This window comes from Ramlibacter sp., assembly GCF_028291745.1.
In the GTDB taxonomy this organism is placed as follows: domain Bacteria; phylum Pseudomonadota; class Gammaproteobacteria; order Burkholderiales; family Burkholderiaceae_C; genus Ramlibacter.
The window spans coordinates 186129-202501 of record NZ_JAQGNQ010000056.1; the positions used below are offsets into that span (position 1 = coordinate 186129).

Consider the following 16373-nt stretch of genomic DNA (forward strand, 5'->3'; position numbering starts at 1 on the left):
GGCGGGTGCAATGCTGATGACGCAGCATTTCTTTCATGCTACAAGTTCCGTTGCCTTTCCTCACACACAACGAGAGACGATGGCCACAGTCGAAATCAGGGGCGTGGAGAAGTTCTTCGGTGCCGCACAGATCATCCGGGGTGTCGACATCGCCATCGAGGACGGGCAGTTCGCCGTGCTGGTGGGACCGTCGGGGTGCGGCAAGTCCACCCTGCTGCGCATGATCGCGGGGCTGGAGGAAATCAGCGCCGGCGAGATTCGCATCGGCGGGCGCGTGGTCAACGACCTCACGCCCAAGGACCGGGACATCGCCATGGTGTTCCAGAACTACGCGCTCTATCCGCACATGACGGTGCGCGACAACATGGCGTTCAGCCTGATGCTGGCCAAGCAGCCCAAGTCGCTCGCCGACGAGCGCGTGCGCAAGGCCGCCGACATCCTGGGGCTGGGCGAACTGCTCGATCGCTTCCCGCGCCAGCTCTCGGGTGGCCAGCGCCAGCGCGTCGCCATGGGCCGCTGCATCGTGCGCGACCCGCAGGTCTTCCTGTTCGACGAGCCGCTGTCCAACCTCGACGCCAAGCTGCGCGTGCAGATGCGCACCGAGATCCGCGAACTGCACCAGCGCCTCGCCACCACCTCGGTCTATGTCACGCACGACCAGATCGAGGCCATGACCATGGCCGACAAGATCGTGGTGATGCGCGATGGCCGGGTGGAGCAGACCGGCTCGCCGCTCGATCTGTACGACCATCCCGTCAACCAGTTCGTGGCCGGCTTCATCGGCTCGCCGGCGATGAACTTCCTGCCCGGCGTGCTGCGGCGCGCCGGCGGCAACGCGCGCGTGGAGTTCGGCAGTGGCGTGTCGCTGCCGGCGCCCGCCGCGGCCGCCGGGCTGAGCGATGGCCAGAGCGTGGTCTACGGCACGCGCCCGGAACACATGCAGCTGGCCGACGGCGACGACGGCGTGGCCACCGAGGTCGTGGTGGTCGAGCCCACCGGCGCCGACACCCAGGTCTTCGCCAAGATCGCGGGCGTGGAAGTCACCAGCGTGTTCCGCGACCGCCATGCCTTCCGGCCCGGAGAAATCATCCGCCTGCGGCCCGACCCGGCGCGGGCGCACCTGTTCGATGCTGCCAGCGGCATGCGCCTGGCCCACTGAGCGCGCGCCTGCCAGGGCGTTCCGCTTGGTGCCTGTTTCCATCCAACCCTGAGGAGACTCTCGATGACGAACCGACGCAAATTCCTGCAAGAGGCATCCGCCGGCGCCGCTGCCGTGTCGCTGCCTACGCTGTGGCCCGCCGCGGCCCACGCGCAGCAGTGGAACAACCAGCCGGAAAAGGGCGCCAAGCTGCGGGTGCTGCGCTGGAAGCGGTTCGTGCAGGGTGACGAGGACGCATACGCCGCCAACGTCAAGAAGTTCAGCGAGAAGTACGGCATCGAGGTGCGCCTGGACGCCGAAGGCTGGGAAGACGTGCGCCCGAAGGCCGCGGTGGCGGCCAACACCGGCGCCGGCCCGGACATCATCCTGTCCACCAACGACGACGCCAACCTCTACCCCGACAAGCTCCTCGACATGACCGATGTCGCCGAGTACCTGGGCAAGAAATACGGCGGCTGGTATCCCGCGTGCGAGGCCTACATGCGCCCCGACGGCCGCAAGTGGATCGGCGTGCCGCTGGGCGGCACCGGCAGCATGATGGTGTACCGCGAGAGCCAGGTGAAGGCGGCGGGCTTCAATGCCTTCCCGCGCGACACCGACGGCTTCCTGAAGATGTTCCAGGCGCTCAAGGCCAAGGGCACGCCGGGCGGCATGGCGCTCGGGCACGCCACCGGCGACTCCGGCTGGACGCAATGGCTGATCTGGGCGCACGGCGCGGCGCTGGTCGACAAGAACAACAAGGTCATCATCGACAGCCCCGAGACGCTGAAGGCGCTCGAATACGGCAAGGAGCTGTACGCCACCTTCGTGCCCGGCACGCTCTCGTGGCTGGACCCGAACAACAACAAGGCCTTCCTGGACAACCAGATTTCGGTCACCAACAACGGCATCTCGATCTACTACGCCGCCAAGAACGCGACCGATCCGAAGATGAAGGAGATTGCGGGCGACATCCAGCACTCCGCCTTCCCGGTCGGGCCCGTGGGCACGCCCACCGAATACCACCTGTTCTTCAACCAGATGGTGTTCAAGCACACCAAGTACCCGAAGGCGGCCAAGGAGTACGTGCGCTTCATGATGGAGCAGGAGCAGTACGGCCCGTGGATGCAGGCGGCCGGCGGCTACATCTCGCAGCCGCTGCGCGCCTACGAGAAGAACCCGGTCTGGACCGTGGATCCCAAGAACACGCCGTATCGCGATTCGGTCAAGAACATGCGGCCGGCCGGCTACATGGGCAAGCTGGGTTATGCCTCCGCCGGCGCGCTGGCCGACTTCATCGTGCAGGACATGGTGGCCGAAGCGGTGAGCGGCTCCAAGACGCCGAAGGAAGCGATGCAGCGGGCCCGCGACCGCGCCGATCGCTACTACAAGGTCTGAGGTGAGCGTGAAGGCCGACGCGATCGAGGTCTTGCCGGCGGCGGCCGCACCCCGCAGGCGGGCGCTGCGGCAGCGCCTGCAGAACAACCGCAACCTGCTCGGGCTGCTGTTCATGCTGCCGGCGGCGGCCTTGCTGGTCGTGTTCCTCACCTACCCGCTCGGACTGGGCGTGTGGCTGGGGTTCACGGATACCAAGATCGGTCGCGGCGGCCACTGGATCGGGCTGGAGAACTACCGCTTCCTCTGGGGCGACAGCGTCACGCAACTGGCGCTGTTCAACACCCTCTTCTACACGGTGGTGGCCAGCGTCATCAAGTTCGTGCTGGGCCTGTGGCTGGCGATCCTGCTCAATGAGCGCATCCCGTTCAAGACCTTCTTCCGCACGGTCATCCTGCTGCCCTACATCGTGCCGACCGCGCTGTCGGCGATCGCCTTCTGGTGGATCTACGACGCGCAGTTCTCCATCGTGAGCTGGGCGCTGATGAAGATGGGCCTGATCGACCACTACATCGACTTCCTCGGCAATCCGTGGAACGCGCGGCTGTCGACGATCGCCGCCAACATCTGGCGCGGCGTGCCCTTCGTGGCGATCACGCTGCTGGCAGGCCTGCAGACGATCTCGCCATCGCTGTACGAGGCCGGCGCCATCGACGGCGCCACCGGCTGGCAGCGCTTTCGCTTCATCACGCTGCCGCTGCTGACCCCGATCATCGCGGTGGTGATGACCTTCTCCGTGCTGTTCACGTTCACCGATTTCCAGTTGATCTACGTGCTCACCCGCGGCGGTCCGCTGAACGCGACGCACCTGATGGCGACGCTGTCGTTCCAGCGGGCGATTCCGGGCGGCGCGCTGGGCGAAGGAGCGGCCATCGCCATCGCGATGATTCCCTTCCTGCTGGCCTCCATCCTCTTCTCGTATTTCGGCCTGCAGCGGCGCACATGGCAGCAAGGCGGCAACGACAAATGAAGAAAGACGACAACGACGCCGGCGGGATGAGTTATCTCGGCTCGCTGCCACGCCGGGTGGTGACGCTCTACCTCCCGCTAGGGGTGTTCGTGTTCGTGCTGCTGTTCCCGTTCTACTGGATGGTGATCACCTCCATCAAGCCGGACCAGGAGCTGCTCTCGCGCGCAGGCAATCCCTTCTGGGTGATAGGGCCGACGCTGGCGCACTTCGAGAAACTGGTGTTCCACACCGACTATCCCGCCTGGCTGTGGAACACCGTGGTGGTCTCCGTGGTGTCCACGTTCGTGTCGCTGCTGTGCTCGGTGCTGGCGGCGTATGCCATCGAGCGTTTGCGCTTTCGCGGCTCGCGCCACGTGGGCCTCTCGATCTTCCTGGCCTACCTGGTGCCGCCCTCGATCCTGTTCATCCCGCTGGCGGCCATCGTGTTCCAGCTCGGGCTGTTCGACACGCGCTGGGCGCTGATCCTCACCTATCCCACCTTCCTGATTCCGTTCTCCACGTGGCTGCTCATGGGGTACTTCCGCACCATTCCCTACGAGCTGGAAGAGTGCGCGCTGATCGACGGGGCCAGCCGCCTGCAGATCCTGTGGAAGATCGTGCTGCCGCTGGCGGTGCCGGGGTTGATCTCGGCGGGCATCTTCGCGTTCACGCTTTCGTGGAACGAATTCATCTACGCGCTCACCTTCATCTCGTCGTCCGAAGTGAAGACCGTGTCGGTGGCGGTGGTGACCGAACTGGTCGAAGGCGACGTTTATCATTGGGGGCCGCTGATGGCGGGCGCCCTGCTCGGCTCGCTGCCTGTGGCCATCATCTATTCGTTCTTCGTCGAATATTACGTGTCGGGCCTGACCGGCGCCGTCAAGGAATAAGCGCTTCCATGCAGAGAAAGAAACCGGAGGAGCTGCGCTCCCAGCAGTGGTTCGGCCGCCAGGACCGCGACGGCTTCGCCTACCGCAGCTGGGTCAAGGGCAAGGGCGTGCCGCACGACCAGTTCGATGGTCGCCCGGTGATCGGCATCTGCAACACCTTCAGCGAACTCACGCCCTGCAACTCGCACTTCCGCACGCTCGCGGAGCAGGTGAAGATCGGTGTCTACGAGGCCGGCGGCTTTCCGCTCGAATTCCCTGTGATGTCGCTCGGAGAGACGCTGCTGCGTCCCACCGCCATGCTGTATCGCAACCTCGCCAGCATGGACGTCGAGGAATCGATCCGCGGCAATCCGATCGATGGCGTGGTGCTGCTCATGGGCTGCGACAAGACCACGCCTTCGCTGCTGATGGGCGCGTCGAGCGTCGACCTGCCCACCATTGGCGTCTCCGGCGGCCCCATGCTCAGTGGCAAGTGGCGCGGCCAGGAGCTCGGCTCGGGCACCGGCGTGTGGAGCATGAGCGAGCAGGTGCGCGCCGGCACGCACAAGCTGCAGGACTTTTTCGAGGCGGAAAGCTGCATGCACCGCAGCCACGGCCACTGCATGACCATGGGCACGGCCTCGACGATGGCCAGCATGGTGGAAGCGCTGGGTGTCGGCCTCCCGGGCAACGCGGCCTATCCCGCCGTCGATGGCCGGCGCAACGTGATCGCGCGCAATGCCGGTCGCCGCATCGTGGAGATGGTGCACATCGACCAGAAGCTCTCCAGCATCCTCACGCGGCAGGCTTTCGAGAACGCGATCAAGACGCTGGCCGCCATCGGTGGCTCGACCAACGCGGTGATCCACCTGATCGCGATCGCGCGCCGCATCGGCGTCGAACTGGCGATCGAGGACTTCGACCGCCTCGGCAGTGACTTGCCCTGCCTGGTCAACCTGCAACCTTCGGGCAAGCACCTGATGGAGGACTTCTGCTACGCGGGCGGCCTGCCGGTGGTGATGAAGGAAATCCGCGAGCACCTGCACCTGGATGCGGTGACAGCCAACGGCTGCACCGTGGGCGAGAACATCGCCGATGCGCAGAACTGGAACCAGGAAGTGATCCTGCCGCTGGCGGCCCCCTTCAAGGAGAAGGCCGGCATCGCGGTGCTGCGCGGCAACCTGGCGCCGCGCGGCGCGGTGATCAAGCCGAGTGCGGCAACGCCGGCGCTGATGGTGCATCGCGGCCGCGCCGTGGTGTTCGAGAACATCGAGGACTTCCACCGGCGTATCGACGACGAGGACCTCGATGTCGACGAGACCTGCGTGCTGGTCCTGAAGAACTGCGGGCCCAAGGGCTACCCCGGCATGGCCGAAGTGGGCAACATGCCCCTGCCGCCCAAGATCCTGCGCAAGGGCATCACCGACATGGTCCGCATCAGCGATGCGCGCATGAGCGGCACGGCCTACGGCACGGTGGTGCTGCACACCGCGCCGGAAGCCGCGGCGGGCGGCCCGCTCGCGCTGGTGCAAAACGGCGACATCATCGAACTCGACGTGCCCAAGCGCCGCCTGCACCTCGAAGTGAGCGACCAGGAACTGGCCGCGCGCTTCGCCGCGTGGGAAAAGCCGAAGCCGCCGATGTCATCGGGCTACTGGAAGCTGTACGTCGACCACGTGCTGCAGGCGGACGAAGGCGCGGATCTCGATTTCCTGGTGGGCAAGCGCGGATCGTTCGTGCCGCGGGACAATCACTAGGCAGCACGGTGAGGATGTTTCCCCGGATGTCATCCCGCACTTCATGGATGTCATCGCGGCTCCATGGATGTCATCGCGGCTCCATGGATGTCATCCCGGGCTCGACCCGGGATCCACGCGGCGCTCGCATCACCGCCGCATGGATTGCGGGTCAAGCCCGCAATGACATCCGAGGATGCATGACCGCCGCCCGGGATGCGGGTCAAGCCCGCAATGACATCCGGACAACCAGAACTTCAGCATTCGCATGACTTCCCTGATCGCCGTCGACTGGGGCACCTCGTCCCTGCGCGCAGCACGCATTGCCGCCGACGGCACGGTGCTGGACCAGCGTAGTTCCGCGCGCGGCATCCTCACCGTCCCGGCCGGCGGCTTCCCCGACGTGCTGCAGGAAACCTGCGGCGACTGGCTCGCCGAACCCTCTTCCCTGTGCCTGGTCAGCGGCATGGCTGGCAGCCGCCAGGGCTGGCGCGAGGCGCCCTACTGCGCCTGTCCCGCGGGCTTCGCCGAGCTGGCACGCAGCCTGGCGTGGGTCGAGCCGCAGCGCATTGCCCTGGTCCCCGGCCTGTCCTGCGAGAGCGACGGCGTGCCCGACGTGCTGCGCGGCGAGGAGGTGCAGGTGTTCGGCGCGATCGACCTGCTGCAGCAGCGCGATGGCGTCTACGTGCTGCCCGGCACCCACAGCAAGTGGGTGCAGGTGGCGCAGGCGCGCGTGCAGTCCTTTGCGACCTTCATGTCGGGCGAGGTCTATGCGCTCTTGCGGCAGCATTCGATCCTCGGGCGCATGATGCCCGCCGAGGACGGCCCGCTCGCTGAAGACGCTTTCACGCAGGGCGTGCGCTATGCGCAGCAAAGCGGCGGCCTGCTGCGCAGCGCGTTCAGCGCGCGCACGCTGGCGCTGTTCGATCGATTGCCGGCGCCAGCGCTTGCCAGCTATCTCTCGGGACTCGTCATCGGCGAAGAATTGCGCCAGCGCAGCGACGCTGTCGACGCGGTGGTGCTGATCGGAGCCCCCGCCCTCACGCAACGCTACGCGCTCGCGCTACGGACGCTGGGATGCACCTCGCGCACCCTCGGACCCGAAGCTACCTGGCGCGGCCTGTGGGCGCTGGCCCGTACCCTGGAGTGAACATGGACGCTTCCGTCAACGACACCTGGCAGGCCTGCATCGAACAACTGCCGCTGGTGGCGATCCTGCGCGGCATCACGCCGGATGAAGCCGAGGCCGTGGGCGACGCCCTCGTCGGCGCGGGCTGGCGGCTGCTGGAAGTGCCGCTGAATTCGCCGCAGCCGCTGCGCAGCATCGAGCTGCTCGCGCGCCGTTTTCCGCAGGCGCTGGTCGGTGCCGGCACTGTGCGCACCACCGAGGAAGTGCGCCAGGTGCACGCTGCCGGTGGGCGCCTGGTGGTCTCGCCGCACTTCGATGCGCGCGTGGTCGAAGGCACGCGCGAGCTCGGCATGCTTGCCTTGCCGGGCGTGCTGACAGCGAGCGAAGCGTTCGCCGCATTGGCCGCTGGCGCCAGCGCGCTCAAGCTGTTTCCCGCGGAGATGATCCCGCCGGCCGCGGTGAAAGCGCTGCGCGCGGTACTGCCGCCGGACGTGCTGCTGATGCCGGTCGGCGGCATCGCGCCTGTGACGATGGCGGGCTACCGCGCTGCCGGCGCGAACGGCTTCGGCATCGGCTCGGCGCTGTACAAGCCGGGCATGAGCGCCCAGGCGGTGGCGGCCTCGGCGCAGGTGTTCGCGGATGCGTGGACGGGTACCATGCGCGCATGAACAGCGCGCCCCTCGCTCCGCCGTCTTCATCCGCCGTGCACTTCGGCCATGCCGGCCGCGTGTGCATCGTCACCGGCGCCGCGCAGGGCATCGGCGAAGCCTGCGCGCGGCGGTTCGCGCGCGAGGGCGCCAGGGTGGTGCTGGCCGACATTGACGATGTGCAGGGCCAGGCGCTCGCCGACGAGTTGCAAGGCCTCTACGTGCACTGCGATGTCGGCGACAAGGCGCAGGTGGATGCGCTGGTGGCGCGGACGATGCAGGCGCATGGCCGCATCGACGTGCTGGTCAACAACGCCGGCATCTTCAAGGCGTCGGACTTCCTGGAGATCAGCGAAGCCGACTTCGATGCCGTGCTGCGCGTCAACCTCAAGGGCTCGTTCCTGGTCGGGCAGGCCGCCGCGCGCGAGATGGCCAAGGCGGGAGGCGGCGTGATCGTCAACATGAGCTCGGTGAACGGGGTGCTGACCATCCCGACGATCGCCAGCTACAACGTCAGCAAGGGCGGCATCAACCAGCTGACCCGCGTGATGGCGCTGGCGCTGGCGCCGCACGGCATTCGTGTGAATGCGGTCGCACCGGGCACGATCGCCACCGAGCTTGCGGCGAAGTCGGTGCTCACCAGTGAGGAAGCGAAGGCGCGGATCATGAGCCGCACGCCGATGAAGCGGCTGGGTGAACCGGCGGAGGTGGCTGACGTCGTGGCCTGGCTCGCGAGCGACGCAGCCAGCTACGTGACCGGTGAGATCGTGGTGGTGGACGGCGGCCGGATGACGCTGAACTACACCGTGCCGGTCTGAACGCGCGCTTTCAACGCTTGCGCGCAGACCCGGACTTGCGCGCGAGCGCAGGCTTGGGCACGGCGGCGGGGAGATCCTGCTGATCCATGTAGTCGCGGATCAGCCGGCGCACCACCTGCGAGGGCGTCATGTCCTGCGTGCGGCAGAGTGTCTCGAAAGCCAGTTTCTTCGCGGGATCGATCAGGATGGTCAACCGGGCGGTCTTGAGCTCCATGGGCGAACGGTTTCCGATGTTAATCGGATTGTAATTCCTTTCCGTTCGCAGCGGGGCCGCTCACTCCTCATGGCCGGCTCCTGGGGGGTACTCGATGCCGTGCTTGACGAGGTAGTCGCGGATGAGCTGGCGGACCATCTGCGAGGCCGTGATGTCCTGGGAGGCGCAGAGCGCCTCGAATGCCTTCTTCTTCTCCGCGTCGATCAGGACGGTGAGGCGGGCGGGTTTATCTTCCATGCGATCGTTCTGGTGTCCAGACATGATAATACTGTGCACCTATCATGTGAGTCGGATGGTAGTACGTTCGCCCGGATGGGGCACGGGGATTTGCCCGCCGCTCGCCGGTTTGAAGGCTCTACGGCTTGTAGGCAACGGCAGACGCTGAGTCAGACCGCACGGCAGCGCGTGCGGCGCGCGAAGCGGCTCAGGCCGTGACGGGAGCGCCGGACGGCCGCCGCGCGGGAATCCGCTCCTCGCGGATGGGCAGGTGGATCAGCGCGGCGCCGAGCGCCAGCACGATGTCGGCGTACCAGAGCCAGTCGTAGGCACCGGTCAGCTCGAACACCTTGCCGCCGAGCCAGGAACCGACGAAGGCGCCGACCTGATGCGACAGCATCACCAGGCCGAACAGCGTCGCCATGTTGGCGGACCCGAAGAACTTGGCCACGAGCCCGGCGGTCGGCGGCACCGTCGACAGGTAGGTCAGGCCCATGACTGCGGCGAACAGCAGCACGACCGGCCCGGTCTTCGGTGCGAACAGGAAGGCCAGCACGGCCAGCGCGCGCGCTGCGTAGATCAGCGACAGCAGCGTCTTGGAGCGCCAGTGCCCCACCGCCCAGCCGACGATCAGGCTGCCGATGATGTTGAACAGCCCCAGCATCGCCAGCGCCCAGCCGCCCCACTGCGTCGGCAGCCCGCAGGCCGCCACCACGCCGGGCAGGTGCACCGCGAGAAAGGCGACGTGGAAGCCGCAGATGAAGAAGCCGGCGCCGAGCAGCAGGTAGCTGCGATGGCGCACCGCCTGCGCCACCGCCGTGCGCGCCCCCACCGTCTTCGGCTCGCCCGCAACCGGGGCGGATTGCGCCGCATTGCCGCGCAGCACCCAGGCCGCCGGCAGCGCCAGCAACACCATGAACGCCAGCACCTGCATGGCCGAGCCCCAGCCCACGCCGACGATCAGCGCCGCCGCCAGCGGCGCGGTCGCGAACTGGCCGAAGGACCCGCCCGCGTTGACCAGTCCGGTGGCGAAGCCGCGGCGCGCCGGCGCGATCATGCGGACCGCAGCCGACATCAGCACCGCCGGCCCGGCCATGCCGGAGCCGCCGGAGGCGAGCACGCCGATCGCGAAGATCAGGCCCGGCGTGCTGGTCATGAAGGGCGTGATGAAGGTGCCGATGCACAGCAGGATCACGCCCAGCACCAGCACGCGGCCGGCGCCATAGCGGTCGGCCAGCGCGCCGGCAAACGGTTGCGTGAGTCCCCACCATAACTGCCCGAAGGCAAAGGCCAGGCTGACGCTGCCCAGCCCGAGGCCGGTGGCCGTGTTGAGCGACGAGAGGAACAAACCCATGCTCTGGCGCGCGCCCATCGTCAGGCCGAAGGTGCCGGCAGCCGCCAGCATCACCAGCCAGAACGCAGTACGCCGCGCGGTGTCAGTCATTGGATGTCTCCTTCGGGGGTCTCGCCGGGCCGGTCGTACCGCCCGCCGAGCTGCGCGTGCAACGCTACCACGCCCCCGGGCTCAAGTCTCGGATCCGCTGCCTCCGGCGAGACCCAGCTGTGCCGCTGTGCCTCATTGCGCCTTTTTTCTGGCTCGCCGGTGTCGCATCGATGAGACGGCGCTGGCCGCCGGCCGGGCCGCCCTATTTCTTTCCCCAGCCGTCGAAGGCAAACGTGAAGATCAAGTCCAGCCCCGCCCGCTCGCCCGCCTCCGCTCGCACCGTCACCCGCTTCGACACGTCGTAGAAGATGAACAGAGTGCCCAGCGCCCCGGACAGGCTGCGCTCGTAGGCGGCGTAGAAATTCGCGGCAAAGCGCTTGCCAAGGCGCACGACCGGACCGCTGGTGCCGTCGTTGGCCACCGTCAGGTCGTCCAGGCCGAGGCTGCCGGCCAGGGTCTTGCCGGTGCCGCGGCGCCCCGCCAGCAGGGCCGCCGCCGCCCTTTGCAGCAGCGCCGTTTCGGCCCCGCTGCCGGCCGACGAGCGACCGAGCACCACGTACGACAGCGTCTCCGCATCGGACAGCCCCGCATCGGAATACAGCTCCACGTGCGGCGACTGCGCGCGGCCGGTGATCTGCACGCCCACCTTCTGCGTCATGTTGGGCCGCACGGCCAGCACCTCCAGCGCCGGGTTGTCGGCCGCGCCGGTGAAGCGCAGTTCCCCGCGCTCGATGTCCATGCGCTGGCCATAGGCTTCATAGGTGCCGCCCACCGTGTGGATCACGCCGGCGATCTGCGGCAGGCCGTTGCCGGCGCCCTGCACCTGCAGCGTGCCGGCCAGTCGCGTGTCGACGCCGCGCCCGCTCACGCGGAAGTCGTCACCGAGATCGAACGCGACGCGCAGCGTCACGGCGCGCCGGCTCGTGCCCTCACTGGCCGTTGCCGCCGCCGGACGCTGCCCGCGCTCCGCCTGGGTCGCCTCGACGCCGGGGGCGTTGCGGACGACGACGTCGTCGCCCAGCTGCGGCGGCGACTGGTCGGGAATCTTGATGCGCGCGCGGTCCACCCGCAGTTCACCGGTGACGGTCGCGGCGGCGCCGTCCACCTGTGCATCCACCGGCCCGGAGATGGTCAGCTGGCGATCGCTGCGGATGCTGGCGCGCAGCTGCGAGAGCACCGCATGCGCCTGGAACACCGGCCCCTGCGGCGTCCAGCGGCCCTCGCCGGTGGCGACCAGCGTGCCGCCGGTGGCGCCGGCCTCCTCGCCGCCACGCAGCAGGAATTCGCTCACGACCAGCCGCTGTCCCGATAGTTGCGCACGCAAGCGACCGTTGCGCAATTCGACGCCGTCGACCACCGAGCGCAGCGCCAGGTCGTCGGCCTGCAGCGGTCCCGAGAGCTCGGGTTGCGCCCGCGTGCCGGCCACCGCAATGTCCGCACCGAGCGATCCACGCAGCCGCCAGCCGGGGGGCGCCAGCAACGACCACACGCCGATGCGGGGCAGCTGCGCCTGCACCCGGCCCGAAATCGGCGCCTGCTGCGGCCAGCCCCAGCCGTCGGCGCTGTACGCCAGCCGCGTGCGGATCTGGCCCTCGGCGTGGCCGGCGCGCTCGCTGTCCCACAGCAGCGCGAACACCAGCTGCTCGCCCTGGCTGCTGACGCTGACGCGCGCATCGCGCACTCCTGCGCTCACGCGGGTCGCGCCGCCGTCGATGGCTTCGGCGAGCACGTTGACGTCGCCGCGCACCCGCGCCAGCGACGCGTCCAGCCGCACGGTTTTTCCCAGCTGCGCATTCCACTGCGCGTCGAACACCAGGTCGCCCGAGAGCGCGGAACCGGCCAGCTGCGGCCCGCCCACCAGCTCGATCCACGCCAGCGGCAGCCCGCTCAGTCGCCCCGCCGTGGTGAGCTGCCCGGCCTGTCTATGCACCGGTGTCCACGTGAGGACGGCGTCGCTGGCCGCGGCGCCGCTGCGCATGGCTGGCGCATGCAGCACCGCCTCGCCCGCGCTCAGATCGAAGTTGCCGCCGGCCGCCCGCCAGTCGACGGCTTGGCGCAATTGCAGTTGCCAGGGACCGGGCGTGATTCCCGGATCCTGCAATTGCAGCGCCGCGCTTGCGATGTGGCCGCGCCAGCTGACCGCGGGCGCGCCCAGCGTGGCGCCGAGCCGGCCCGCCACGGCCAGCGCAAGCTTGCGCTGGCCCTGCTCCGCCTGCGCGTGCACATCGAGTGCGGCATCGCGCAAGCGCCCCTGCACCTGCAAGGACGCATCGCGCAAGACCCACGGCAACGCCGCTGGGTCGCGCGCCGCTTGTTGCCAGGCCAGCGTTCCCGCACTGGCGCGCGCCTGCACGGTCGGATCGCGCCAGCCGCCCTGCCAGGCGACATGCGCCTGCGCCTGGCCGCGCAAGGCGACGCTCTTGAGCGCAGCGCCGACACCGGGCCAGCGCGCCAGCCAGCGTTGCGCCTGCGCCAGGTCGTCGGCCGACACGTCGCCGGCGCCCTGCCCGCGCCCGGGCGCCAGGCTGCCGCGCGCCTGCGCCTGCAGGCCCGGTGCCCGCAACTGCAGGTGACCGCTGGCGGCCGTGGCGGCGAAGTCCCATTCCAGCTGGCCTTCCAGCGAGGCATCGCTGGTGCGCACGCGCAGCTGCGAGAGCGACAACAGCTCGCCGCTGTAGCGGCCTTGCGCCAGGGCGTCGCGCAGCTCCAGCGCACCGGCGGCGGCCAAGAGCCTGTTGTCGGCGCTGTCCTTGCGCGCCGATGCAGGACGCCGCCGGGGCGCGCCGGCCTGCAGCGCGACGTCGAAGTCCACCGCCTTGCCCTCGCCCTTCAGCTTGACCGGACCGGTCAGGGGCAGTGGCGCCAGGCTGCCAAGCAGCTGCGAGGGATCGACCGCATCGACCCGCCCCTGGAAGCTCCAGCCCTTGCCTTCCCAGGCGCCGCTGCCCGCGATGCTGCCGCCGCCGACCTCCGCCGCGATCGACTTCACCAGCGCCGCGCCCTCGCGCCACTCGCCCGCGCCGCGCGCGGACTGCACCGGCAGCCGGTGGGCGTCCCACGGGCCGGCGAGCCCGTTGCGCACATCGGCCTGCAGGCGCCAGCGCGCCGCGCCCTCGGGCACGACCGCGACGTGTCCGGACAGCAGCGTGCGGGGCGCCTGCGGCCAGAACATCGCCAGGTCCAGTCGTTCGAAATCGGCGGCGCCGCGCGGCACCGGCATGGACGCAAAAGGCGTGACGCGTGCGGTGGCGGTCGCCCGCGGCAGGGCGGCGGCGGCAGCGTTCTGCTCCACCACCTGCAGCTGCGCGCGCGCATCGAAGGCGCTGACGGGCCCCTGCGCGCGCACCCGAAACTCCAGCGGCACGTGCTCGTGCGTGCCCGGCACCGGCGCCTGGAAGCGGCCGGCGACCGTGGCGGTCAGCGCCTGCGAGCCGCGCGCCTGCAGCTTCACGTCGCCCGAATAGCTGCCGCCGGCCACCTGCAGCGACTGCAAGTCGAGCGCATGCCGAATGCCGTCGAAGCCGTAGCTCGCCGCGAGATTGCTGGCGTCTACGTTCGTTCGCCCCTGGTACGCGAAGGCGCCGACCTTCAGCAGGTCGACGGTCACGCGCCAGGGCAGGCTCAGGTCGGCGGGCAGCTTGAGCGGCTCGTTAGTCGGTGGCCGCTGGTCGATCACGCGGACCCGCGCAGCCTGCACCAGCTCCAGTTGCACCGTGCGTTTCAGCAGGGCGACCGGTTGCCACGCCAGCTCGATGTCCTCCGCCACCAGCTTGAGGCCGTCGCGCTCCCAGACGATGCGATCGATGTGCCAGCGGCCGCGCACCGAGCCCTGCACACCTTGCCACTGCAGCGGCCCGCCGTGCGCCGCGCGGCGCAGCAGCCAATCCAGCGAGCCCTCCTGGCCGGACCACCACCACAAGCCGGCGGCGGCAAGCAGCAACAGCAGGGCGAGCCCGACGACGATGCGCACGAGCCCGCGTGCCGCGCGCGCAGCCTGCGCTTTCAAAAGACGAACCCCGCGGTGAAATGCAGCCGCAGCTTGTGCGCCTGCACGCCATAGGCGATGGCGCCTTCCACCGGCCCGACGGGGCTGCGCCAGCGCATGCCGGTGCCGATGCCGACCTGCTGGCGCAGCGCGCCTATGCGATCGGCCACCGCACCGCTGTCGATGAACAAGGTGTGCTCGAACTGCGTCGGCTGCGCATTGCGGATGATGGGCCGCTGCCATTCGACGCTGGCCACGGTCATGTAGCGGCCGGGCCCGACCAGCCCGCCGGGCAGCCGTACGCCGATGTCGAGAAAGCTGTAGCCGCGCACCGTGGTGTCGCCGCCGGTGCGAAAGAGCTGCGTCGCCGGCACCGGGGCGTCGTCGCGCGCCAGCACCGCGCCGGCTTCCGCGCGCAGCTGCAGCCGTCCCTGGGGCAGCGGCCGGAAGGTGATCCAGCGCAGCAGCGTGCGCTCGAAGGGTTGGTGCACGCTGCCCAAGGTGACGCCGCCGCCCACTTCCATGCCGACGCCGTAGCCGGTCGTGGGCACCTGCAGGTCGTCGAAGTAGCGGCCGGTCCAGATGTAGTTGACGCTCAGGGCCGTCCCCTGGCCGGTCTCCAGCGGCGTGAGCACCACGTTGCGCGGGTTCTGCACGGTGGAGCGCTCGTACTCCAGGTACATGTTGCGGTCGATGTGGTCGGTGTTCTGGAAGCGGCCGCCGCGCAGCCGCTCGCTGTTGGTGATCAGGCGCTCGTCGTCCAGCCGCTCGATGCGAGCCAGTGTGGACCAGCGCCAGCCGCGCTCGTCGGGCAGGCCGGTCCATTCGGTCTGCGCGAACGGATTCTTCCGCTCCACCTGCAGCTTGGTCACGGCGCGCCAGCCGATCACCGGCAGCCGGTTGTCGATGTGCTCCACCGTCGCACGGGGGCCGCCATCGGTGGTGAAGCCCACGCCCAGCACCACCTTCTGCAGCCGTGCCTCGCGCACGCTCACCTGCACCGGCGCCGCATCGGGATCGCCTTCGGGGTCGACGAAGATGAAGGCGGAATCGAAGTAGCCGCTGCCGGAAAGCCGCAACTGCGCCTGCACCAGCTGCTCCTGGTCGTACACGGCGCCCTCCTGCAGGCGCGCGAGCCGCGGCACCAGCACCGGGTCGTAGCGCTGCATGCCGATCACGCGCAGCGGCCCCAGGTGAAACAGCTTGCCGGAATCCAGCTTCAGCCCGAGCCGCGCGGACTGCGCCTGGGCGTCCACATCGGCCAGGCTGTAGCTGATGCGGCCGGCCGGATAGCGGCGCACCAGCAACTGCTTGGTGGCCTCCGCCTTCGCGCGATCCCAGCCGCCCGCCGTGAACGGCAGGCCCGAGGGCAGCAGCCAGCGCGAGCGGATGCCTTCGCGCTGCGCGATGGCGCCAGCGTCGGTGCTGGTGGCGATGTCGCCTTCGAAGGCGATGTCGACGGCCTGCACCTGCGTGCGCGGACCGGGCTGCACCGTCACCACCAGCCGGATGGGCGGTCCGCTCTCCCGGGTGATGCGCACATCGGGCGAGAAGTAGCCCTGGGTGGCCAGCAGCTCGCGCGCGTCTTTTTCGCCGAGCACGATCAGGCGCGCGACCTCGCTGTCATCGAGATCGCTCACCTCGCGGTAGCGGCGCAGTTCGAGGTTGTTTTCCAGCAGTTGCCGCAAGGGATCGGGCGCGCGGACGACGAGATCGAACGCGGGCTGCTGGGTCTGGGCGGCCGCGGCCGTCGCCAGCAGCGCCAGCAGGGCCAGGCCCGCGGCAGCTAGGAAGGAGCGGAGCATGGAGTGCGAACTATCGCTGTCCCGGCCG

Annotated in this window: 13 protein-coding genes; 8 read left to right on the forward strand and 5 right to left on the reverse strand. The window is 69.1% G+C overall.

Features of this window, described 5'->3' with window-relative positions; genetic code table 11:
- The first annotated feature begins 79 nt into the window (after window positions 1-79).
- The 8 genes from ugpC to JWP60_RS10020 all read left to right on the forward strand — a co-directional run bounded on the left by ugpC (window position 80) and on the right by JWP60_RS10020 (window position 8681).
- Window positions 80-1159, forward strand: coding sequence for a sn-glycerol-3-phosphate ABC transporter ATP-binding protein UgpC (ugpC, locus tag JWP60_RS09985; protein ID WP_299790013.1), 1080 nt, complete (start codon window positions 80-82; stop codon window positions 1157-1159).
- Between the two features lie 63 nt (window positions 1160-1222).
- Window positions 1223-2536 carry an extracellular solute-binding protein gene (locus tag JWP60_RS09990; protein WP_299790016.1) on the forward strand — a complete coding sequence of 438 codons (1314 nt, stop codon included), beginning with the start codon at window positions 1223-1225 and terminating at the stop codon, window positions 2534-2536.
- 112 nt (window positions 2537-2648) lie between these two features.
- Window positions 2649-3503 carry a sugar ABC transporter permease gene (locus JWP60_RS09995; protein ID WP_299790205.1) on the forward strand — a complete coding sequence of 285 codons (855 nt, stop codon included), beginning with the start codon at window positions 2649-2651 and terminating at the stop codon, window positions 3501-3503.
- Complete coding sequence (locus JWP60_RS10000) at window positions 3500-4372, forward strand: carbohydrate ABC transporter permease (protein WP_299790019.1); 873 nt, start codon at window positions 3500-3502, stop codon at window positions 4370-4372. Before JWP60_RS09995 ends, JWP60_RS10000 begins: the two co-directional genes overlap by 4 nt.
- 8 nt (window positions 4373-4380) lie before the next feature.
- Complete coding sequence (locus JWP60_RS10005) at window positions 4381-6108, forward strand: IlvD/Edd family dehydratase (RefSeq protein WP_299790022.1); 1728 nt, start codon at window positions 4381-4383, stop codon at window positions 6106-6108.
- Window positions 6109-6355: 247 nt separating this feature from the next.
- Window positions 6356-7237, forward strand: coding sequence for a 2-dehydro-3-deoxygalactonokinase (locus JWP60_RS10010; protein ID WP_299790025.1), 882 nt, complete (start codon window positions 6356-6358; stop codon window positions 7235-7237).
- A 2-nt stretch (window positions 7238-7239) separates the two neighbouring features.
- Complete coding sequence (locus JWP60_RS10015) at window positions 7240-7884, forward strand: 2-dehydro-3-deoxy-6-phosphogalactonate aldolase (RefSeq protein WP_299790028.1); 645 nt, start codon at window positions 7240-7242, stop codon at window positions 7882-7884.
- Complete coding sequence (locus JWP60_RS10020; RefSeq protein ID WP_299790031.1) at window positions 7881-8681, forward strand: SDR family oxidoreductase; 801 nt, start codon at window positions 7881-7883, stop codon at window positions 8679-8681. The genes JWP60_RS10015 and JWP60_RS10020 overlap by 4 nt, the downstream gene beginning before the upstream one ends.
- A gap of 10 nt (window positions 8682-8691) precedes the next feature.
- On the opposite strand, the gene JWP60_RS10025 is transcribed toward JWP60_RS10020, so the two are convergent.
- The 5 genes from JWP60_RS10025 to JWP60_RS10045 form a co-directional block, all read right to left on the reverse strand.
- On the reverse strand, window positions 8692-8895 hold the full coding sequence (locus JWP60_RS10025) for a CopG family transcriptional regulator (RefSeq protein ID WP_299790034.1): 204 nt from the start codon (window positions 8893-8895) through the stop codon (window positions 8692-8694).
- A 60-nt stretch (window positions 8896-8955) separates the two neighbouring features.
- Window positions 8956-9132 (reverse strand): ribbon-helix-helix protein, CopG family, encoded by a 177-nt coding sequence (locus tag JWP60_RS10030; RefSeq protein ID WP_299790038.1) that lies wholly within the window; start codon window positions 9130-9132, stop codon window positions 8956-8958.
- Between the two features lie 187 nt (window positions 9133-9319).
- On the reverse strand, window positions 9320-10555 hold the full coding sequence (locus JWP60_RS10035; protein WP_299790041.1) for an MFS transporter: 1236 nt from the start codon (window positions 10553-10555) through the stop codon (window positions 9320-9322).
- Between the two features lie 202 nt (window positions 10556-10757).
- Window positions 10758-14561 carry a translocation/assembly module TamB domain-containing protein gene (locus JWP60_RS10040; RefSeq protein ID WP_299790044.1) on the reverse strand — a complete coding sequence of 1268 codons (3804 nt, stop codon included), beginning with the start codon at window positions 14559-14561 and terminating at the stop codon, window positions 10758-10760.
- Complete coding sequence (locus JWP60_RS10045) at window positions 14558-16345, reverse strand: BamA/TamA family outer membrane protein (protein WP_299790047.1); 1788 nt, start codon at window positions 16343-16345, stop codon at window positions 14558-14560. The genes JWP60_RS10040 and JWP60_RS10045 overlap by 4 nt, the downstream gene beginning before the upstream one ends.
- Between the last annotated feature and the right edge of the window lie 28 nt (window positions 16346-16373).